Raw genomic sequence first — 19,909 nt, 5'->3', positions numbered from 1 at the left:
AGAAGAACGATGCTGCAACCGAAGCGCACAAAGTTCCGCAAGCAGCACAAGGGCCGCATCCACGGTCTGTCGAAGGGGGGCACTGACCTCAACTTCGGCGCTTTCGGTCTGAAGGCTGTAGAGCCGGAGCGCGTTACTGCGCGTCAGATCGAAGCGGCCCGCCGTGCCATGACCCGCCATATGAAGCGTGCGGGTCGCGTATGGATCCGGATCTTCCCGGACCTCCCGGTTTCCTCGAAGCCGGCCGAAGTCCGAATGGGTAAGGGTAAGGGTTCTCCGGACTACTGGGCTTGCCGCGTCAAGCCAGGCCGGATCATGTTCGAAATCGATGGTGTTCCGGAAGACGTTGCTCGTGAAGCAATGCGTCTTGCCGCCGCCAAACTGCCGATCAAGTGCCGGTTCGTCCAGCGGATCGCCGAGTAAGGCAGGCAAGGAGTCAAGGCCATGAAGGCGAGTGATGTAAGGGCAAAGACCCTCGACGAGCTCCGCACTGAGCTTGAGAGCCTCAAGAAGGAGCAGTTCAATCTGCGCTTCCAGCGGGCTACGGGTCAGCTTGAAAATACTGGGCGCGTCCGGCAGATCCGCCGCGATATTGCCCGGATCGAAACGATCATGCGCGAAAAGCGTGTGGCGGCTAGCGCGTAAGGAGACGACATAATGCCGAAGCGTATTTTGCAGGGCACCGTCGTCGGCGACGCAAACGACAAAACGGTGACCGTAAAGGTCGAACGTCGTTTCACCCATCCGCTTCTGAAGAAGACCGTTCGTCGGTCCAAGAAGTACCGGGCGCACGACGAAGCCAACACTCACAAGATCGGCGACATTGTTCAGATTGAAGAATGCGCGCCGATTTCGAAAAACAAGCGTTGGACTGTGGTCAGCAACTGACCACTTTCCATGAAGGTTGAGCATCAGGCGCCCCTGGCAGGAGCGCCGATAGAAGAACAAGGCAGCCAGTCATGATTCAGATGCAAACAAACCTCGACGTAGCCGACAACTCCGGCGCACGTCGTGTCATGTGCATCAAAGTGCTCGGCGGCTCCAAGCGGAAATACGCTCAGGTAGGCGACATCATCGTTGTCTCCGTCAAGGAAGCGATCCCGCGGGGCCGTGTTAAGAAGGGCGATGTGATGAAGGCTGTTGTCGTGCGCACGGCAAAGGATATCCGCCGTCCCGATGGCAGCGTGATCCGGTTCGACCGCAATGCGGCCGTGCTGGTCAACAACAACAAGGAGCCAGTTGGCACCCGTATCTTCGGGCCAGTGCCGCGTGAACTCCGTGCAAAGAACCACATGAAAATCATTTCACTCGCGCCGGAGGTGCTCTGATGGCTGCGAAAATTAAAAAGGGCGACACGGTTGTCGTGCTCACCGGACGTGACAAGGGCAAGTCCGGTGAAGTCATCCAGCTGTTTCCGTCTGACAACAAGGCGCTTGTCCGTGGCGTGAACCTGGTTCGCCGCCACCAGAAGCAGACCCAGACCCAGGAAGCAGGGATCGTTTCCAAGGAAGCACCGATCCATCTGTCCAACCTGGCTGTTGCTGATCCGAAGGACGGCAAGGCCACTCGCGTTGGTTTCCAGGTCAAGGAAGACGGTTCCAAGGTCCGTGTGGCCAAGCGTTCGGGAGACCTGATCGATGGCTGAGACTTATGTACCGCGCCTGAAGACGCACTACGAAGACGTCGTGCGCAAGCAGCTTCAGGAAAAGTTCAACTACGCGAACCCGATGCAGGTTCCGAAGCTGGACAAGATCGTTCTGAACATCGGCGTCGGTGAAGCTGTCGGTGATTCCAAGAAGGCACGTACCGCTGCTGCCGACCTCGCGCTGATCGCCGGTCAGAAGCCGGTCATCACGAAAGCCAAGAAGTCGATCGCGACGTTCAAGGTTCGTGAAGAAATGCCGCTCGGCACGAAGGTCACCCTGCGTCGCCAGCAGATGTACGAATTCCTGGACCGTCTGATCACCATCGCGCTGCCGCGCGTTCGTGACTTCCGGGGTCTGAACCCGAAGAGCTTCGACGGTCGTGGTAACTACGCGATGGGCATCAAGGAACACATTGTGTTTCCGGAGATCGAGTACGACAAGGTCGACCAGATCTGGGGCATGGATGTGATCGTGTGCACCACCGCTGCAAACGACGACGAAGCGCGCGAACTGCTCCGCGCGTTCAACTTCCCGTTCAAGAAATAACGGGCAAGGAAGGGAACGACGATGGCGAAGAAGAGCGCGGTCGAAAAGAACGAGCGTCGTAAGAAGCTTGTGAAGAAATACGCTGAGAAGCGCGCAGCTCTGAAGGCGATGGCGAAGGATGACAGCCTCAGCCTTGAAGAGCGGTTCAATGCACGTCTCAAGCTTGCGAAATTGCCGCGGAACTCGGCTGCGAACCGTGTTCGCAACCGTTGTGAAGTCTCCGGACGTCCGCGCGGTTACTACCGCAAGCTGAAGATGTCGCGTATTGCGCTTCGTGAACTGGGCTCCCTGGGTAAGATCCCCGGCCTGGTCAAGTCGAGCTGGTAAGGAGAAACTCCGATGGCAATTTCTGATCCGTTGGGGGATATGCTGACCCGCATCCGCAACGCGCAAATGCGTCGCAAGACGAAGGTCAGTTCACCAAATTCCAAATTGCGCGCACACGTACTTGAAGTGCTCGTAAAAGAAGGATACATCCGTGGCTTCACCACGGTTGAATTCGAGGGCGGTAAGTCCGAGTTGGAAATCGAACTGAAGTACTTCGATGGTGAGCCGGTGATTCGCACGATTGAGCGCGTATCCAAGCCGGGTCGCCGGGTATATTCTTCGGTGAAGAACATCCCGCATGTCTCTAATGGCCTGGGCGTGTCGATTCTGTCGACTCCGCGTGGCGTCATGAGCGACCATCAGGCGCGGGAAGAAAACGTAGGTGGCGAGGTTCTCTGCCGCATCTTCTGATGCGGTGGTCTCGCTTTTAAGACAACGACAAGGTTGGTCAGATGTCTCGTATTGGCAAAAAGCCAGTCCCCGTGCCTAGCGGGGTAACGGCAACGATCAACGGTCAGACCGTATCGGTTAAGGGCCCGAAGGGGGAACTCTCCTTCGTGCTCAACGACCTGGTGCTGGCCGAAATGACGGACGACGGGATCAAGGTTGATCCGCGTGGTAATACCAAGACGGCGCGTTCCCTTTGGGGCATGAGCCGGACCATGGTCCAGAACATCATCACCGGCGTGAGCGAAGGCTTTGAAAGAAAGCTCGAGATCACGGGTGTTGGTTACCGTGCCCAAATGCAGGGCAAGAACCTTCAGCTTGCGCTGGGTTTCTCGCATGACGTCGTTTACGACGTTCCGGAAGGCATCGAGGTCAAGTGCCCGAAGCCGACCGAAATCGTGATCAATGGTATCGACAAGCAGGTTGTCGGCCAGGTCGCAGCGGAAATCCGCGAATTCCGCTCGCCGGAGCCCTACAAGGGCAAGGGCGTTCGTTATGCTGGCGAATTCATCGTCCGCAAAGAAGGCAAGAAGAAGTAACGGAGCAGGATCATGGCGAACAGCAAAGATGCTTTCGAACGCCGCCGCGATCGCGTGCGCCGTTCACTCAAGAAGGCGGCCAATGGCCGTCCGCGCCTTTCGGTTTTCCGCTCGTCGAAGCAGATCTATGCACAGATCATCGACGACGCGAACGGACACACTCTCGTATCCGCTTCGACGATCGAGAAGGATGTCAAGGGCAACCTGAAAACGGGCGCCGATACCGCAGCAGCTGCCGCGGTCGGCAAGCTTGTAGCCGAGCGTGCGTCTGCCGCCGGCATCAAGCAGGTCGTGTTCGACCGGGGTGGGTACCAGTATCATGGGCGCGTCAAGGCGCTTGCTGATGCAGCCCGCGAAGGTGGACTTGAATTCTGACCAGCGCCCGTTGGCGCTCTTAAGAACGGAAGACGTATAAAATGGCGAGACAAGACAATCGCGAGCGCGAAGAGCGCGATAGCGAATTCGTCGACAAGCTGGTCCACATCAACCGCGTCGCTAAGGTGGTCAAGGGTGGCCGTCGTTTCGGCTTCGCCGCGCTCGTTGTGGTTGGTGATCAGAAAGGCCGCGTAGGCTTTGGACACGGCAAGGCACGTGAAGTGCCGGAAGCAATCCGCAAGGCAACTGAAGCTGCCAAGCGCACCATGATCCGCGTTCCTCTTCGTGAGGGCCGGACCCTTCATCACGATGTTGAAGGCCGTCACGGTGCTGGCAAGGTGATCCTGCGTTCGGCTCCGGCCGGTACCGGTATCATCGCGGGTGGTCCGATGCGTGCAGTTTTCGAAACGCTCGGAGTTCAGGACGTTGTTGCCAAGTCGCTGGGGTCTTCCAACCCCTACAACATGGTGCGCGCAACTTTTGAAGCACTGACCAGGGAAGACAGCCCGCGCTCCGTCGCAGCTCGTCGTGGCCTGAAGGTCTCTGTGATCCAGTCGCGCCGCCGGGACAATAACGATGAGGTTACCGCAGCCGCCGAGGCTTGATTTCGGCGGTCTTCGGACCCACTTGAACGAGGGTTAGTTCCATGGCGAACACCGAAAAGACCATCACGGTCGAACAGATCGGGAGCCCGCTGCGCCGTCCCAAGGAACAGCGCGCAACGCTCATCGGTCTCGGCCTGAACAAGATGCACCGCCGCTCGACGCTGAAGGACACCCCGGAAGTGCGCGGCATGATCAGAAAGATCCAGCATCTCGTTCGCGTCGTTGAAGACAACGCGTAAACGGGATCGGGAGTAGAAACATGAAGCTCAACGAACTTCAGGACAACCCCGGCGCCGTTAAGGACCGGACCCGCGTTGGACGCGGTATCGGTTCTGGCAAGGGCAAGACCGGTGGTCGTGGCGTCAAGGGTCAAAAGTCCCGTTCCGGCGTAGCGATCAAGGGCTTTGAAGGCGGCCAAATGCCATTGCATCGTCGTCTGCCGAAGCGCGGTTTCACGAACATCTTCGCCAAGGATTACAACATTGTATCCCTGGGTCGTGTTCAGCAGGCTATCGAAGCAGGCAAGCTTGATGCAAAGGCAGCAGTGACTGTCGAAGCTCTCAAGGCTGCTGGTGTAGTCAAGCGCGTCCGCGATGGCGTCCGTCTTCTCAGCGACGGCGAATTGAAGACTGCAGTCACGTTTGAAGTAGCCGGTGCGTCCAAGGGCGCAATCGAAGCGGTGGAAAAAGCGGGCGGCAAGGTAGTCGTTAAGGGAGCTCAGGCCGAATAGGCCTGGGCTTTTCCCATTTTGTCGGTAAAAAACTGACCGGAGTAGGGCATGGCATCGGCCGCCGAGCAACTGGCGTCAAATTTAAATTTCTCAGCTTTCGCCAAGGCTGAAGAACTCAAAAAGCGCATCTGGTTCACACTGGGGGCGCTTTTGGTTTATCGACTGGGCACATACATTCCGTTGCCCGGAATCAATCCGGAAGCTTTCGGGCAGGCGTTCAACCAGGCGCAATCCGGCATCATCGGCATGTTCAACATGTTTGCCGGTGGCGCTGTCGAGCGCATGGCAATCTTTGCGCTTGGCATCATGCCCTATATTTCCGCCTCGATCATCATGCAGCTCATGACGACGGTTGTTCCGTCTCTTGAGCAGATGAAGAAGGATGGCGATCAGGGCCGGAAGGTGATCAACCAGTATACCCGTTACGGTACGGTCGTTCTGGCAGCTCTTCAGGCCTATGGCATTGCCGTCGGTCTGGAAGGTGCGGCGAACGTCGTAACCGATCCGGGCTGGTTCTTCCGTGCATCTGCTGTTCTGACACTCGTCGGCGGCACCATGTTCCTGATGTGGCTGGGTGAGCAGATCACTTCGCGCGGCATTGGTAACGGCATTTCACTGATCATCTTCGCTGGTATCGTTGCCGGTCTGCCGTCCGCAATCGTTTCGACGCTTGAACTCGGTCGTCAGGGTGCGCTTGCAACGTGGATCATCCTTGCGATCATCATTCTGTCTGTGGTCGTGATTGCGGTGATCGTGTTCATGGAGCGTGCGCAGCGGCGATTGCTGATCCAGTACCCGAAGCGTCAGATGGGCAACCGCATGTTCGAGGGCAACACCTCGTTCCTGCCGCTCAAACTGAACACTGCAGGTGTGATTCCGCCGATCTTTGCATCCTCTCTTCTCCTGGTGCCGGCGACGATTTCCGGCTTCAACACGGGTGGGGGAAATGAGTGGTTGACCACGATTACGGCTCTGCTTGGCCACGGCCAGCCGCTGTATATGGTCTTCTACGCTGCAATGATCATCTTCTTCTGCTTCTTCTACACGGCTATCGTCTTCAATCCGACGGATACCGCGGACAATCTGAAGAAGCATGGCGGCTTCATTCCGGGCATTCGTCCGGGTGAGCGTACGGCTCAGTACATCGACTATGTGTTGACTCGCATCACGGTTGCAGGCGCGATATACATAACCCTCGTCTGTCTATTACCCGAATTCCTCATATCGGCGACGGGCGTTCCGTTCTATTTCGGAGGAACCTCACTTCTGATCGTCGTCAGCGTGACAATGGATACCGTTTCTCAGATCCAGGGTCATTTGCTAGCGCATCAGTATGAGGGTCTGGTGAAGAAAGCAAAACTGAGGGGGAAGCGTAGATGAGGCTGATTTTGGTGGGACCGCCGGGTGCAGGGAAGGGTACCCAGGCAGCCCGATTGGTTGCGAACCATAACATCCCGCAACTTTCGACCGGTGATATGCTGCGCGCTGCCGTTGCAGCGGAAACGCCGATCGGTCTGAAAGCCAAGGCTGTGATGGATGCCGGCGGACTGGTTTCCGATGAAATCGTCGTTGGCATCATTCGCGACCGAATCAAGGAACCGGATGCCAAGAACGGCTTCATCCTTGACGGGTTTCCGCGGACCATCGCACAGGCTGACGCTCTTGCAGACATGCTCAAGGACAATGGCCTTGAGCTGGATGCGGTGATTGAACTCCGTGTAGACCAGACCAAACTGGTCGACCGGATCATCAACCGCGCTGCAGAAGCAAAGGCCGCCGGTCAGCCGGTACGCAAGGATGACGATCCGGAAGTCTTCAAGGATCGTCTCAGCGCCTATAACCGCGATACTGCTGTCGTGATTCCTTATTACGAGAAGGCAGGCCTGTTGACGGTTGTTGATGGGATGCAGTCGATCGATGCCGTATCGGCAGAGATCGAGGCAGTGCTGAAGCAAAGCCAGGAAGCCTGAAGGCGCTTGGCAAGAGAACCTCAGGAAAAGCGCGCCCTTGGCGCGCTTTTGCGTCTTGACGAAACGTTTGAGTTTCGTTAAAGCACGCGCTCAATCCTGAAAAAGGTTTGCGTCGCTCCCATGGAATCATGGGAACGGCATTTTGCGTGCCTGACAAAGGCTACGCACCAAAACCAACCGCAAGGGCCGGCCTCCACCGGACGCGGTTATAATAATGGCCGCAGCCTACGGGCTGCATGACATGGAGACGAACGTGGCACGTATTGCTGGCGTTAACATCCCGACAAACAAGCGCGTTGTCATCGCGCTTCAGTATATCCACGGCATTGGCGCGAAATTCGCCCAGGAAATCATCGAAAAGAACAACATCGATGCTGCCCGCCGCGTGAATCAGCTGTCTGACGCTGAAGTTCTGTCCATCCGCGAGACCATCGACCGTGACTACATGGTGGAAGGCGATCTGCGTCGTGAGACTGCAATGAACATCAAGCGCCTCATGGACCTCGGTTGCTACCGTGGCCTGCGTCACCGCCGCGGCCTTCCGGTTCGTGGTCAGCGTACGCACACGAACGCACGTACCCGCAAGGGTCCGGCGAAGCCGATTGCTGGCAAGAAGAAGTAATTGCCTCCGATTGGCGGTGGAGCTGCCGGCACTACGGCAGTGAAGAGATCAAAGTAAGGAATTCAAATGGCAAAAGACACCACGCGCGTCCGTCGCCGCGAGCGGAAGAACATTTCCTCCGGCGTTGCGCATGTGAACTCGACGTTCAACAACACCATGATCACCATCACCGACGCACAGGGAAACACGATTTCCTGGTCGTCCGCTGGTGCTCTGGGCTTCAAGGGCTCTCGTAAGTCCACTCCGTATGCTGCCCAGGTTGCTGCAGAAGACGCTGCAAAGAAGGCTGCCGAGCACGGCATGCGTACGCTGGAAGTTGAAGTTCGTGGTCCGGGTTCAGGTCGTGAATCTGCGCTGCGCGCCCTTCAGGCTGCTGGTTTCCTCATCACGTCCATCCGCGACGTGACGCCGATCCCGCACAACGGCTGCCGTCCGCGCAAGCGTCGTCGCGTCTAAGGCCGTCCGGCTTTGGGCAACTGTTTCTCCAGTGGCAAAGAATAGTCTGGGACTTGTGCATCCAGGCGGGATAGCCGAAGGGGCAAAAAACGTGACAATTCAAAAGAACTGGCAAGAACTGATCAAGCCGACCAAGCTGGAAGTCAAACCGGGTGATGACCCGCGTTTTCTGGCAACGGTCGTGGCCGAGCCGCTTGAGCGTGGCTATGGTCTGACGCTTGGCAATGCCTTGCGCCGCATCCTGCTGTCGTCCCTTCAGGGCGCTGCTGTGACCGCTGTGCAGATCGATGGCGTTCTTCACGAGTTCTCGTCCATTCCGGGCGTTCGTGAAGACGTGACCGACATCGTCCTCAACATCAAGGAAATCGCCATCCGCATGGAAGGCGAGGGCCCCAAGCGCATGGTCGTGCGCAAGCAGGGACCTGGTGTTGTAACGGCTGGTGACATCCAGACCGTAGGCGACGTGGAAGTCCTGAATCCGGAGCTGGTGCTCTGCACTCTCGATGAGGGCGCGGAAATCCGCATGGAGTTCACTGTCAACACTGGCAAGGGCTATGTGCCGTCCGACCGGAACCGTCCGGAAGACGCGCCGATCGGCCTGATCCCGGTGGACAGCCTCTACTCTCCGGTCAAGAAGGTTTCCTACAAGGTTGAAAACACCCGTGAAGGTCAGGTTCTCGACTACGACAAACTGACTTTGACTGTTGAAACCGATGGGTCGGTGAAGCCGGATGATGCAGTTGCTTTCGCAGCTCGCATTCTCCAGGACCAGCTGTCCATTTTCGTCAACTTCGAAGAGCCGCAGCGCGAAGTCGCCGAGGACAGTGTCCCGGAATTGGCTTTCAACCCTGCACTTCTGAAGAAGGTCGACGAGCTGGAACTGTCCGTCCGCTCTGCAAACTGCCTGAAGAACGACAATATCGTGTATATTGGCGATCTCATTCAGAAGACCGAAGCGGAAATGCTGCGCACGCCGAACTTTGGCCGCAAGTCGCTTAACGAGATCAAGGAAGTTCTCGCCCAGATGGGTCTCCATCTCGGCATGGAAGTCGCCAACTGGCCGCCTGAGAACATCGATGACCTCGCCAAGCGTTACGAAGATCATCAGTATTAAGGGGCGTACGCGTCCTTGAACGGAACCACCGGGCAAGTGCTTGGCATCGACCAGCAGACTGCCTGATAGACAAAGGAGAGCACCATGCGCCACGGGAAATCCGGCCGCAAGCTCAACCGGACCTCTAGCCACCGCAAGGCTATGTTCGCGAACATGGCAGCGTCGCTGATCAAGCACGAGCAAATCGTCACGACCCTGCCGAAGGCTAAAGAAATGAAGCCGATCATCGACAAGCTCATCACTTTGGGCAAGCGCGGTGATCTTCACGCACGCCGTCAGGCCATTTCGCAGATCCGCGACGTGGCGATGGTCAAGAAGCTGTTCGACACCCTCGGCGAGCGCTACAAGGAACGCAACGGCGGTTACAGCCGCGTTCTGAAGGCAGGCTTCCGTTATGGCGACAACGCTCCGATGGCTGTCATCGAGCTGGTCGACCGTGATCCGGAAGCACGCGGCGCAGAAGACCGCGCACGCGTTGAAGCTCAGGAAACTGCTGAAGCAGCTGCATAAGCTTCACGTTTCAGACTGAATACGAAGAGGGCGGACCAATCGGTCCGCCCTTTTTGTTTGATCAAGTGATGGTTTGCTGCGCCCAGATCATCCAAAATCCGCCAACACACACATCCGTCACCGCCGGTTGATTGTGTTTGCCCTTAAAATTCCCTATCTGGCTAGTACGCCCTTCCAGATGAGAAGGAATCGCGCAGCTGGCGGTCAAGCGCCGGTCCGCGCCAGACGTATTGGGAGTTGAGGCATGGCATTTGTCGCTGCGCAACGGGTTATGAAACTGTCTGCTGTCCTTGCAGTCACACTTGGTTTGTCGACCGGGAGCGTTTTGGCTCAGGATGGGGGAACAGTTCGCCAGATGCCGAGCTCGGCGGAGGAAATCAAGCTGTCCTTCGCGCCGCTGGTGAAGCGGGTAGGGCCTGCCGTGGTCAACGTCTATGCTAGCCGCAAGGTCATGCAGCAGCGCCGGGTTTCTCCATTCTTCGATGATCCCTTCTTCCGGCGTTTCTTCGGGGATCCAGGTGGCAATCTCGGTCGCCCGCAGGAACGCGTTCAGTCGTCTCTCGGGTCCGGCGTGATCATCTCCGAAGACGGTACGGTCATCACCAACCATCACGTGATCAAGGATGCGGACGAGGTTCGCGTTGCCCTGAACGACCGCCGCGAGTTCGATGCGGAGATCGTGCTGAAGGACGAGCGCACAGATCTTGCGGTTCTCAAGATCAAGGGGGAGGGGCCTTTCGACTTCGCTCCCTTTGCCGAGGCGGACAGCCTGGAGGTGGGTGATATCGTTCTGGCCATCGGCAATCCGTTCGGGGTCGGCCAGACGGTGACACAGGGCATCGTGTCCGCTCTGGCCCGTACTCAGGTGGGCATTACGGACTATCAGTTCTTCATCCAGACCGATGCGGCCATCAATCCGGGCAATTCCGGTGGTGCGCTGGTCGACATGGAAGGAAAGCTGGTTGGCATCAACACCGCGATCTTCTCACGTTCCGGCGGGTCCAACGGCATCGGCTTTGCCATTCCCTCCCATATGGCGCGTTTTGTGGCTTCCGCCGCAAGCCAAGGCGACATGGTTCGTCGGCCGTGGCTGGGCGCTACTGTCCAGACGGTCAGCGCCGAGATTTCCGAAGCCCTCGGGCTGGACCGCCCGCGCGGCGTCCTGATCACCAATGTGTTCGACGGCTCGCCGGCGGCTCGCGCTGGCCTTCGTGTCGGCGATCTGGTCATTTCGGTCGACGGCAAGGAAGTGATTGACCCGGACAGTTTCGGATACCGGTTTGCCACACGGCAGCTCGGCGAAGTGTCTGCCTTCACGGTTCTGCGCTCCGGTGGAGAAGCTGCTGTCGAGATCGAACTTGAAGCCGCTCCTGAAACGGTCCCGCGTGACGAGCGTCTGCTTGAAGAATATTCCCCGTTTGAAGGGGCGACCGTGATGAACCTGTCGCCGGCGGTCGCCGAAGAACTGCGTCTTGATGGCGAGTTCGAGGGCGTGGTGATCACGTCGATCGATCCGCGCGGCACCGCGGCTCGTGTTGGCCTTCGCGTCGGTGATATCGTTCATTCCGTCAATGGAACGAAGATTGACAGCACGCGCCGACTGGAGCGCGAAACACGGCGTGATGCGCGGGTGTGGGATCTTGAGATTGAACGCGGTGACCAGATCCAGCGCATCCGGTTGAGAGGCTGACGGAAAGGGCGTTTCATGAGCGATCTGTTTGCCGCATCGGGATTGGACAAGGACGTGAACCGTCCGCTGGCCGACCGTATGCGGCCGCAGAAGCTGGCGGACGTCGTCGGGCAGGATCATTTGCTCGGGCCCGATGGTACCCTGTCGCGCATGCTCAAGACCCGCAGCCTTGGTTCGCTGATCTTCTGGGGACCTCCTGGCACAGGCAAGACAACCATTGCGCGGCTTCTGGCCCACGAGACAGATCTCGCCTTTGAACAGATCTCTGCGATCTTTTCCGGCGTCGCGGACCTGAAAAAGGTGTTCGAGATGGCTCGCTCGCGCCGCATGGGCGGGCGTGGGACGTTGCTCTTTGTCGACGAGATCCATCGTTTCAATCGTGCCCAGCAGGATAGTTTCCTGCCCGTGATGGAAGATGGCACGATCACACTGGTTGGTGCGACAACGGAAAACCCGTCTTTTGAGCTGAACGCCGCTGTTCTGTCCCGCTCCCATGTCATGACATTCCATTCGCTCAATTCCGAAGCGATCGGCAAATTGCTGACGCGGGCCGAGGAGCTGGAAGGGCGCAAGCTGCCGGTTGACGAGGAAGCGCGCTCCGTACTGGTTCGCATGGCCGATGGCGATGGCCGCTCGGCTTTGACGCTGGCCGAGGACGTCTGGCGCGCTGCGGATGATGGTGAGGTGTTTGACGCAGAGCGCCTGCAGCAGATCGTTCAGCGGCGCGCCCCGATCTACGACAAGAGCCAGGACGGGCACTACAATCTCATTTCTGCCCTGCACAAGTCCGTTAGAGGGTCGGACCCGGATGCAGCACTCTACTGGTTTTGCCGCATGCTGGACGGGGGCGAGGACCCGATGTACCTCGCCCGCCGCCTGATCCGCATGGCGGTGGAAGATATTGGTCTTGCCGACCCGCATGCGCTGGTTCAGGCCAATGCTGCGCGCGACGCCTATCAGATGCTGGGGTCTCCAGAAGGCGAACTGGCTTTGTCGCAGGCGGTCATCTATCTGGCCAGCGCACCGAAATCCAATGGCAATTATGTCGCCTACAAGGCGGCGATGCGCAGCGCCAAGACGAGCGGCTCGCTCCTGCCGCCCAAACATATTCTCAACGCTCCCACAAAATTGATGAAATCCGAGGGTTACGGCACCGGTTATCAGTACGATCATGATGCACCCGACGGTTTTTCCGGTCAGGATTACTTTCCGGAAACCATAGGCAGGCAAACTTACTATGATCCGCCGGACAGGGGATTTGAACGCGAGCTGCGCAAGCGCCTGGAATACTGGGCACGGCTGAGACGCGAACGGGGTTCGGGCGGGCAGGGCGCTTGAAATTTCAAAAGCGCAGGAGGTAGGCCATGAGGGAAATAGAACTGCGCTTGGCTCTGGTGTTTTACGGCGGTGTTTCCCTTGCCATCTACATGCATGGGGTCAGCCGGGAAATCCTCTCACTTGTTCGAGCCTGCGCTTCCCGCGCCCCCAAACCGAACCGCCCATTTACTCCCGAAGAGTGCCGAGCCTTGTCTCCGTCGGAAAAGGCCTACGCGGCGCTTTTGGAAGCCGTCGGCGAAACCGTGCGTTTGCGGGTGGTGGTGGATGCCATTGCCGGCGCGTCGGCCGGAGGCGTCAATGGTGTCATGCTGGCGCGAGCCATCGCGCATGACCTGCCGCTGGATAGCCATCGGGACCTGTGGCTGAAACACGCCGATGTCACGGAGCTTGCAAGGCCCCAGGACGGATTGACCCGATACCTGAAGTCAGGGGTCAGCCCCGTGCTCAACCGGGTGATCTCGTCCCAGCTCAATCGTCAGATTACGGAGCCTGAAACCCGCGAGAAATTGCGGCTCTTCATGCAGTCACGGTGGTTCACGCCGCCCTTTTCCGGTGAGGCCTATATCAGCTGGATGCTGGATGCCTACCAGAAGATGGAGGAGGGGGCGGAGCCGGGCGCAACGCTGATCCCGCAAGGCCAGGCACTCGATCTCTTTGTTACCATCACCGACTATCACGGGCGATGCCGCAAGATCCGGATTGATGATCCTGCTTTCATCGAGGAGTGGGACCACCGACGCATCCTCAATTTCAAGGCACGACACCGCGCCACGGGCGATCTGGAAAGCGAACTGGATAGCCGTGCGGCCCCGGAACTCGTCTTTGCAGCCCGGGCGACATCCTCCTTTCCGGGAGCCTTTCCGCCCGCAACCATCGCCGAGATGGACAAGGTTCTGGATGAGCGCGGCGAAATCTGGCCAAACCGCGAAAAGTTCCTAAAGCGGCGTTTGGAGCTGACCGGCGAGAAGGCGGCCCACCACTGCTTTGTGGATGGCAGCGTGGTCATGAACAAGCCCTTTGCACCTGTGATCGAAGTGGTGCGGCAACGTCCGGCAACGCGAGAAGTCGCCCGGCGGCTGGTCTATGTCGATCCTGTTCCGGTGGACCGCAAGGGCGCGCCGAACGATCTTGAGGAGCTCCCGGGGTTCTTCCGTGTCATTCTTGCGTCTCTCGCCCATATTCCGCGCAACGAGCCTGTGGGCGACGACCTGATGGAAATCGAGGCGGGCAACCGCCGCAGCCGTTGGCTCGCCCATACAATTTCAGCCGTTGACCCCGTTGCTGCACCTGCCGTTCGCAAGATCCTGCCACTTTGGGGGCGTATGAAGCCCGAGACCATGTCCAGCTGCCGCGAAAAGGCAAATGCCATGGCGCATGAGCAGGCCGGATATGCCTATCTCAATTATCAGAGCCAGAAGCTGCACGCGATCTCCGACAGTCTGGCCGCTCTGCTGCGCGAGCTTGCCAACCCAGAGCCGGACGACACGTTTGAATACGACTGGGTGGGGTTGATCAACGGCTACCTGGACACCTTGTCCAACCTGCCGGGCGGGGGAAACCTGAAACCGTCGCCCGCCATCATTCACTTCCTGAAACAGTTCGATGTCGATTACCGCATTCGCCGGCTTCGCTTCACCATCCGCAGGCTGAACAGCTTCTATCAGGAACGGGCCGCGCTGATGGATGGCGAGGGGGCCCGCATCCAGTTCGACCAGTTGAAGAGCCGACTGTATGAACAGATCGACCTGCTTCAGGCGCGCTGGACGGGTGCCTTCTTCGAACCGGAAGTCAGCGACGCTGCGCGAAATCTTGCTGAAGTCTGCCAGACCGGCACGGAAGGGGCACGGCTGGGTGCGCTGGTGGTTTTCCTGAAGATGCTCGCCGGTCAAATGCGCCTTCCCGAGCTGGACGCCTGGCAGGATGAAATCCTGTCGGATGTCGCGGCCCACATGCTTGAAGGCGACTGGTACAAGCGGCTCATCGAGGCCTATATCGGCTATGCCTTCTATGATCTGGTGATTTTCCCCGGCCTGCAGGGAAATGATTTTGCAGAAGTCGGCGAAACGCTTGTCGACCGGATCAGCCCCAAGGACGCGACCTCCCTTCAGGAGGAAGGGTTCGAGCTGAAGGGCAAGGCACTCAACACTTTTGGAGCCTTCTTCAATCGCAGCTGGCGCGAACATGACTATCTTTGGGGACGATTGAACACGGCAGAGCGGTTGATTTCCATCGTGCTGTCGGCCTCCGATGATATCGAGATCGACCCGGACCGCTTGCTGAAACTCAAGCACGACATTTTCCGTGCCATACTGGATGAGGAGCGGCCATACCTGCGCACGATTGGAGCCGAAATGGATACGGTCGAGCGCAAAATCGAGGCCATGGCGACCGCGGAGCGCGTGAGCGACCCGGTCGATTACGTGGCCTGATCCGGTCGGCCGTTAGAGCACGTCTCGCATTCACTGTATCACTCGACGTGCTCTAAATATTTGATTTGGCGCATTTCCTGACGGCGAACCGGTATCCACTTCGCCTGGAAATACTCTAACGGGCGCAAGATCATCGCTGGCAGCAAGGCATCGGCCCGCTATAATCCGCGTATGAATCACCTGCTTCTCGTCATGCTCGGCGGCGGAATTGGCGCGGGCCTGCGTCATCTGGTGTCCCTTGGCACCTTGCGTGCGTTTGGACCCGGCTTTCCGGTTGGCACCTTGAGCGTCAATATCATCGGCTCCCTTGTCATGGGGCTCTTCATCGGCTGGCTTGTCCGCCATGAGGGCGCAGGCATGCAATCGCTGCTCTATTTCGTGGCAACGGGCATTCTCGGCGGGTTCACGACCTTCTCTGCATTCTCGCTGGATACGGCTGTATTGTGGGAGCGCGGGGATACGATGCTGGCCATGATCTACATTGCCGCCTCGGTGATTTTGTCACTTGTGGCGGTCTTTGCAGGCCTCTTTTTGATGAGAAGCCTGGGCTCGGCCTGATCCGCCCCTTTTCACTGGGGCAATTGTTGCGTATACGCGTGGCAACTCATGCCCGAACGGGGCCGCGCGGAAACCCGCGCCTTTGATACCGCATCACACGAAAGAACGATCATGTCCGCCATTGAGCAGAAAACAGTTACCGCAGATGAAGCGGGCATGCGTCTCGATCGCTGGTTCAAGGCCCACTATCCGGGGCTTGGCTTCGGTCGCCTGCAAAAGCTGCTGCGTACCGGTCAGGTGCGTATCGATGGCAAGCGCGCGGAAAGCAACACACGCATTGCAAAGGGGCAGATCGTCCGCATTCCGCCACTCGGTGTCGAGCTGGCTGCAGATGACAAGAAGAACGCCCGCCCGAAGTCCTCAAAGCTGGTGGCCGATGACCGCGCCGCCATTGAGGACATGATGCTGTTTGAAGACAATCATGTAATGGTGCTGAACAAGCCCGCAGGTCTTGCCGTGCAGGGCGGGTCCGGCCTCAAGCGCCATCTGGATGGCATGCTGGACGCCTTCACCAACCAGAAGGGCGAAAAGCCGAAGCTCGTCCACCGTCTCGACCGCGAGACCTCGGGCATCATCCTTGTGGCCAAGACGCGCAAGGCCGCACAGGAGCTGACCAAGTCCTTCCGCCATCGCAATACCCGCAAGATCTACTGGGCCATTCTAGCTGGCGTCCCCAAGCCGTTCCAGGGCCGGATTTCGACTTACCTTGCCCGGAGCGAGGAAGAAGAGCGCATGCGGGTTGCCCGTCACGGCGATGATGAAGCCCAGCACGCAGTTTCGCTCTATTCCGTCTTTGAAAAGTCGGGCCAGAAGCTGTCCTGGGTGACCTTGAAGCCGGTCACGGGCCGCACGCACCAGCTGCGCGCCCATGCAGCGCATATCGGACATCCGATCATTGGTGACGACAAGTATTTCAACATCGAGAACTGGGAGCTGCCGGGTGGCATCCAGAACCGGCTGCACCTTCTCGCGCGCCGGATCGTTATCCCGCATCCCTCCGGACACGGCATGATCGATGTGTCTGCTCCCCTGCCGCCGCACATGCAGCAGACCTGGAACCTGCTGGGCTTCGATGTCTCGGATTATGATCCGGAAGCAGATGACCCGGAATAAGTCGGCTATCGATTAGGCAACAGGCCCCAAGGCGAGCTACAGCCCCTGAAACAACGCAGTGAGCACAAGCATGGCGAAGGTCAGGGCGACTGTGCCTGCAACCAGCTTCCACGCGTCTGCACGCTTTTTCAGACCCGGCCAACCAAGAGGCCGGATCACCTGAATGGCGGCAATACACAGCAGCAGAAGCATGATGATTTTGGTCACGCGGCAGATATCCTCTCAGCAGATGGCCTCTTCGTAGGGTCTGCGAGCGTCTGTGTCGAGCGAAAACCCTTTCGCCCCGATAGCGTGAAATTCTCACGAAAATGCAATTACAGGTAGAAATTCACGCTGGCTGCGAGATCAGGAATCGCCTAGGAGAAAGTTAGGATCGTCAATCACGTCAAGGTTTTGACATGGCCACAAAAACACTCGTCCGTACAGGCATTCTTGCCGCACTAATTACAGCCGCCGTGGCCGGTGGAACTGCAGCAGCCGAACCCGCAGAGCAGGGTTGGTTCGCGGATATCGGAGCCGGTGCATCCTTCCGATCAGCCACCAGCGACACGAAAAACGGTGGCGCTTCATTTACCGGCACTGTGTCAGATGTGAAGTTTGATACCGCACTCACCGTTGGTGGCCGAGTCGGATACCAGTTCTCATCCGCGCTTGGCGTCTTCATGAGCTACGATTATGTCGGCGGAGATGTTCGCTGGTTCGCGGCGTTTCCCCGAGCATCCCAGCGCGCGCGCTTTGACGGTGAAGCGCAATCCCATGTCATATTGGCAAATGTCAGCTACTCCATGGATGTAAGCTCATCTACGTCTGTTTCGGCCATTGCGGGTCTGGGTTTATCCATCAACCGCTTGTCGGATATTGATGAAAGCCCGGAAACGACCAGGGTCGCATACGCAACTGTCGATAGTCACACGCAAACAGGCTTTGCTGCCCGTGGCGGTGTTGAAGTCAGCCACGCACTTACCGAGGCATTCGAGCTCAAACTCGGCGCAAATCTGGACTATTACGGCAAGTTCAGAACAGGGGATTCTCGTCAGTTCGGGACGACCACCCAGGCAATCGGAGCTTATGAACTTGGAAATGCATGGGGCGGGTCATTGATGGCACGCGCGACCTACAGGTTCTAGAGCCTTTCCAGGCGAAGTGGATACCGGTTCGCCGTCAGGAAATACGCCAAACCAAATATCTGGAGCACGTCGAGTGCTTCAGTGAATGTGAGACGGGCTCCAGGAGCGGGCACGCGGCACATTCCGTTGCAAGACGGCGCCGGCCTTTGGGTCGGCGTTTTTCTTTCCCTTGACCCAACACCAAAAAAAGGCGACATGCGGTCCTCCGAAAGAGAACCGGAAAGCAGCCCATATGTATCTCGTCATATTTGATTGCGACGGCACCCTGATCGACAGCCAGCACACGATCCTGCATGGCCTTGAAGTGGGCTTCGACGCAGTGGGGCTTCCGATGCCGGACCGGCAGACAGCGCTGTCTATCGTCGGCCTTTCGCTGGTACAGGCGTTTGAAACGCTGGTTGGTCCGCTCAATGCCCATCTTGCGCCCGACATGGCCCAGGCGTACCGCGAAGCAAAGATCGCAAGACGGCAGATCGGTGCGGATGAAGATCCGCTCTATCCGGGCGCACGCGAGGCGCTTGATCGGCTGCGCGAGCGCGACGACATTCTGCTCGGCATCGCCACGGGCAAGGCGCGGCGCGGCGTGGACCACATGCTGGACGTGCATGACCTTCATGGCCGGTTCGTCACGATCCAGACGGCGGATACTTCCCCCTCCAAACCGCATCCGGACATGATCCTTCGGGCCTTGTCGGAAACCGGCGTGGAGGCGGATAAGGCCGTCATGATTGGCGACACGACCTTCGATATGGAAATGGCCCTTGCCGGGCGCACGCAACCCATTGGTGTTTCCTGGGGCTATCATGAAGTAGATGCGTTGCGCCGCTCCGGAGCTGTCAATGTTATCAATCACTTCGATGAGCTCTTCGACTCAATTTCCGAATGCCTTAAACTGAACAGAGAGCCTGCTTGATGCGCGATTATTTGTCAGAAATCGAACAAGCTTCCGCGCGCGATCCGGAACAGCGTGCGCGTGAACTGTCTCGCCGCGAGCTGCCCAAGCGGTTTTACAAAAAGGCCGAGGCTGCAGAAATCGCGGGCGGATATGCCATTCATCTGGATGGTCGCCCGGTGAAGACACCCTCCAAGTCGACATTGACCCTGCCGTCCGCAGTACTGGCAGAAGCAGTCGCTGCTGAATGGGAAGCGCAGGAAAAGGAAATCAACCCCGGGGCCATGCCGCTGACCCGGATCGCAAATTCCGCGCAAGATGCCGTTTCGCAGAAGTTTGCCGAAGTGGCAGACGAGATCACGCGCTTCCTCGGCAATGACGCGGTCTGTTATCGGGCCGATGAACCGGAAACCCTGGTTGAACGGCAAACACGGATCTGGGATCCTGTTCTGGACTGGGCAGGGCAGGAGCTTGGTGCGCGCTTCGTGCTTGTCGAAGGCATCATTCACAAGGAACAACCAGACGCCTTGCTCAAAGCCTTTCGCACTCGCCTGAGCGACTTGACTGCATTGCAATTGGCAGCCTTTCACACGGCGACGACGCTCATGGGCTCTGCCGTGCTGGCCTTTGCAGTGCTGGGCGAGCATCTGACGGCAGATGAAGCCTGGTCTGCGGCGTTCATCGAGGAAGACTGGAACATCGAACGCTGGGGCGAAGACGCGGAAGCTGCCAAGCTGCGCAGCTACAAGCGTTCCGAGTTCAATGCCGCGGTTCTGGTTCTGAAATCCTGAACCATCATTCTGCCTGCTTTTGACGTCATCTAGAGCCTTTCCAGACGAAGTGGATACCGGTTCGCCGTCAGGAAATGCGCCAAA

General features: G+C 58.3%; 28 protein-coding genes. 27 read left to right on the top strand and 1 reads right to left on the bottom strand.

Annotated elements, in window-relative coordinates; translation table 11 throughout:
• Nucleotides 1-9 precede the first annotated feature (9 nt).
• From rplP to F0155_RS02325, 24 genes are all read left to right on the top strand, one after another.
• Nucleotides 10-423 carry a 50S ribosomal protein L16 gene (gene rplP, locus F0155_RS02440; RefSeq protein WP_150522888.1) on the top strand — a complete coding sequence of 138 codons (414 nt, stop codon included), beginning with the start codon at nucleotides 10-12 and terminating at the stop codon, nucleotides 421-423.
• Between the two features lie 21 nt (nucleotides 424-444).
• A complete protein-coding gene (rpmC, locus tag F0155_RS02435; RefSeq protein ID WP_150522887.1) occupies nucleotides 445-645 on the top strand; it encodes a 50S ribosomal protein L29 in 201 nt (66 codons plus the stop codon).
• Nucleotides 646-657: 12 nt separating this feature from the next.
• Nucleotides 658-888 (top strand): 30S ribosomal protein S17, encoded by a 231-nt coding sequence (rpsQ, locus tag F0155_RS02430; RefSeq protein WP_150522886.1) that lies wholly within the window; start codon nucleotides 658-660, stop codon nucleotides 886-888.
• 71 nt (nucleotides 889-959) lie between these two features.
• Nucleotides 960-1,328, top strand: a complete 369-nt coding sequence (gene rplN, locus F0155_RS02425) for a 50S ribosomal protein L14 (protein WP_008191626.1) — start codon at nucleotides 960-962, stop codon at nucleotides 1,326-1,328.
• Entirely contained in the window at nucleotides 1,328-1,645 is a 318-nt protein-coding gene (rplX, locus tag F0155_RS02420) for a 50S ribosomal protein L24 (protein WP_150522885.1), read from the top strand. The genes rplN and rplX overlap by 1 nt, the downstream gene beginning before the upstream one ends.
• Entirely contained in the window at nucleotides 1,638-2,192 is a 555-nt protein-coding gene (gene rplE / locus F0155_RS02415; protein ID WP_150522884.1) for a 50S ribosomal protein L5, read from the top strand. The genes rplX and rplE overlap by 8 nt, the downstream gene beginning before the upstream one ends.
• A gap of 21 nt (nucleotides 2,193-2,213) precedes the next feature.
• Nucleotides 2,214-2,519, top strand: a complete 306-nt coding sequence (rpsN, locus tag F0155_RS02410) for a 30S ribosomal protein S14 (protein ID WP_150522883.1) — start codon at nucleotides 2,214-2,216, stop codon at nucleotides 2,517-2,519.
• Between the two features lie 12 nt (nucleotides 2,520-2,531).
• Nucleotides 2,532-2,930, top strand: coding sequence for a 30S ribosomal protein S8 (gene rpsH, locus F0155_RS02405; RefSeq protein ID WP_150522882.1), 399 nt, complete (start codon nucleotides 2,532-2,534; stop codon nucleotides 2,928-2,930).
• Nucleotides 2,931-2,971: 41 nt separating this feature from the next.
• Entirely contained in the window at nucleotides 2,972-3,505 is a 534-nt protein-coding gene (gene rplF / locus F0155_RS02400; protein ID WP_150522881.1) for a 50S ribosomal protein L6, read from the top strand.
• A 12-nt stretch (nucleotides 3,506-3,517) separates the two neighbouring features.
• Nucleotides 3,518-3,880 carry a 50S ribosomal protein L18 gene (rplR, locus tag F0155_RS02395; RefSeq protein ID WP_150522880.1) on the top strand — a complete coding sequence of 121 codons (363 nt, stop codon included), beginning with the start codon at nucleotides 3,518-3,520 and terminating at the stop codon, nucleotides 3,878-3,880.
• A gap of 41 nt (nucleotides 3,881-3,921) precedes the next feature.
• Nucleotides 3,922-4,485 carry a 30S ribosomal protein S5 gene (rpsE, locus tag F0155_RS02390; protein WP_150522879.1) on the top strand — a complete coding sequence of 188 codons (564 nt, stop codon included), beginning with the start codon at nucleotides 3,922-3,924 and terminating at the stop codon, nucleotides 4,483-4,485.
• A 41-nt stretch (nucleotides 4,486-4,526) separates the two neighbouring features.
• A complete protein-coding gene (gene rpmD, locus F0155_RS02385) occupies nucleotides 4,527-4,724 on the top strand; it encodes a 50S ribosomal protein L30 (RefSeq protein ID WP_150522878.1) in 198 nt (65 codons plus the stop codon).
• Between the two features lie 20 nt (nucleotides 4,725-4,744).
• A complete protein-coding gene (gene rplO, locus F0155_RS02380; RefSeq protein WP_150522877.1) occupies nucleotides 4,745-5,215 on the top strand; it encodes a 50S ribosomal protein L15 in 471 nt (156 codons plus the stop codon).
• A gap of 48 nt (nucleotides 5,216-5,263) precedes the next feature.
• The gene (gene secY, locus F0155_RS02375) at nucleotides 5,264-6,595 is read left to right on the top strand and encodes a preprotein translocase subunit SecY (RefSeq protein ID WP_150522876.1); all 1,332 of its coding nucleotides are present in this window, start codon (nucleotides 5,264-5,266) and stop codon (nucleotides 6,593-6,595) included.
• The gene (locus tag F0155_RS02370) at nucleotides 6,592-7,185 is read left to right on the top strand and encodes an adenylate kinase (RefSeq protein ID WP_150522875.1); all 594 of its coding nucleotides are present in this window, start codon (nucleotides 6,592-6,594) and stop codon (nucleotides 7,183-7,185) included. The genes secY and F0155_RS02370 overlap by 4 nt, the downstream gene beginning before the upstream one ends.
• Before the next feature lie 253 nt (nucleotides 7,186-7,438).
• The gene (rpsM, locus tag F0155_RS02365) at nucleotides 7,439-7,807 is read left to right on the top strand and encodes a 30S ribosomal protein S13 (RefSeq protein ID WP_150523078.1); all 369 of its coding nucleotides are present in this window, start codon (nucleotides 7,439-7,441) and stop codon (nucleotides 7,805-7,807) included.
• Nucleotides 7,808-7,873: 66 nt separating this feature from the next.
• A complete protein-coding gene (gene rpsK, locus F0155_RS02360; protein WP_008191596.1) occupies nucleotides 7,874-8,263 on the top strand; it encodes a 30S ribosomal protein S11 in 390 nt (129 codons plus the stop codon).
• Nucleotides 8,264-8,333: 70 nt separating this feature from the next.
• Complete coding sequence (locus F0155_RS02355) at nucleotides 8,334-9,377, top strand: DNA-directed RNA polymerase subunit alpha (protein ID WP_192913742.1); 1,044 nt, start codon at nucleotides 8,334-8,336, stop codon at nucleotides 9,375-9,377.
• 84 nt (nucleotides 9,378-9,461) lie between these two features.
• On the top strand, nucleotides 9,462-9,887 hold the full coding sequence (gene rplQ, locus F0155_RS02350) for a 50S ribosomal protein L17 (protein ID WP_150522873.1): 426 nt from the start codon (nucleotides 9,462-9,464) through the stop codon (nucleotides 9,885-9,887).
• Between the two features lie 244 nt (nucleotides 9,888-10,131).
• Nucleotides 10,132-11,577 carry a Do family serine endopeptidase gene (locus F0155_RS02345; RefSeq protein WP_150522872.1) on the top strand — a complete coding sequence of 482 codons (1,446 nt, stop codon included), beginning with the start codon at nucleotides 10,132-10,134 and terminating at the stop codon, nucleotides 11,575-11,577.
• 15 nt (nucleotides 11,578-11,592) lie between these two features.
• Nucleotides 11,593-12,915 (top strand): replication-associated recombination protein A, encoded by a 1,323-nt coding sequence (locus F0155_RS02340; protein WP_150522871.1) that lies wholly within the window; start codon nucleotides 11,593-11,595, stop codon nucleotides 12,913-12,915.
• Between the two features lie 26 nt (nucleotides 12,916-12,941).
• Complete coding sequence (locus F0155_RS02335; protein ID WP_150522870.1) at nucleotides 12,942-15,344, top strand: patatin-like protein; 2,403 nt, start codon at nucleotides 12,942-12,944, stop codon at nucleotides 15,342-15,344.
• Between the two features lie 171 nt (nucleotides 15,345-15,515).
• Complete coding sequence (gene crcB / locus F0155_RS02330; protein WP_150522869.1) at nucleotides 15,516-15,902, top strand: fluoride efflux transporter CrcB; 387 nt, start codon at nucleotides 15,516-15,518, stop codon at nucleotides 15,900-15,902.
• Nucleotides 15,903-16,013: 111 nt separating this feature from the next.
• Nucleotides 16,014-17,015, top strand: a complete 1,002-nt coding sequence (locus tag F0155_RS02325; protein ID WP_150523077.1) for an RluA family pseudouridine synthase — start codon at nucleotides 16,014-16,016, stop codon at nucleotides 17,013-17,015.
• A gap of 36 nt (nucleotides 17,016-17,051) precedes the next feature.
• Here F0155_RS02325 and F0155_RS23570 read toward each other — a convergent pair whose 3' ends face one another.
• Nucleotides 17,052-17,222 (bottom strand): hypothetical protein, encoded by a 171-nt coding sequence (locus F0155_RS23570; protein WP_192913737.1) that lies wholly within the window; start codon nucleotides 17,220-17,222, stop codon nucleotides 17,052-17,054.
• A gap of 191 nt (nucleotides 17,223-17,413) precedes the next feature.
• Here F0155_RS23570 and F0155_RS02320 point away from each other — a divergent pair, with 191 nt between their 5' ends.
• The 3 genes from F0155_RS02320 (at nucleotide 17,414) to F0155_RS02310 (ending at nucleotide 19,825) form a co-directional block, all read left to right on the top strand.
• Entirely contained in the window at nucleotides 17,414-18,142 is a 729-nt protein-coding gene (locus F0155_RS02320; protein WP_150522868.1) for an outer membrane beta-barrel protein, read from the top strand.
• Between the two features lie 232 nt (nucleotides 18,143-18,374).
• Nucleotides 18,375-19,055: an HAD-IA family hydrolase gene (locus F0155_RS02315; protein ID WP_150522867.1), complete on the top strand. Its 681-nt coding sequence runs from the start codon at nucleotides 18,375-18,377 to the stop codon at nucleotides 19,053-19,055.
• Nucleotides 19,055-19,825: an ATP12 family chaperone protein gene (locus tag F0155_RS02310; RefSeq protein WP_150522866.1), complete on the top strand. Its 771-nt coding sequence runs from the start codon at nucleotides 19,055-19,057 to the stop codon at nucleotides 19,823-19,825. The genes F0155_RS02315 and F0155_RS02310 overlap by 1 nt, the downstream gene beginning before the upstream one ends.
• Nucleotides 19,826-19,909: the final 84 nt, after the last annotated feature.

Origin of the sequence: Roseibium sediminis, assembly GCF_008711325.1 — a bacterium.
Taxonomy (GTDB): domain Bacteria; phylum Pseudomonadota; class Alphaproteobacteria; order Rhizobiales; family Stappiaceae; genus Roseibium; species Roseibium sediminis.
The sequence above is the reverse complement of the archived record's forward strand: the minus strand, read 5'-3'. Positions and strand labels throughout refer to the sequence as shown.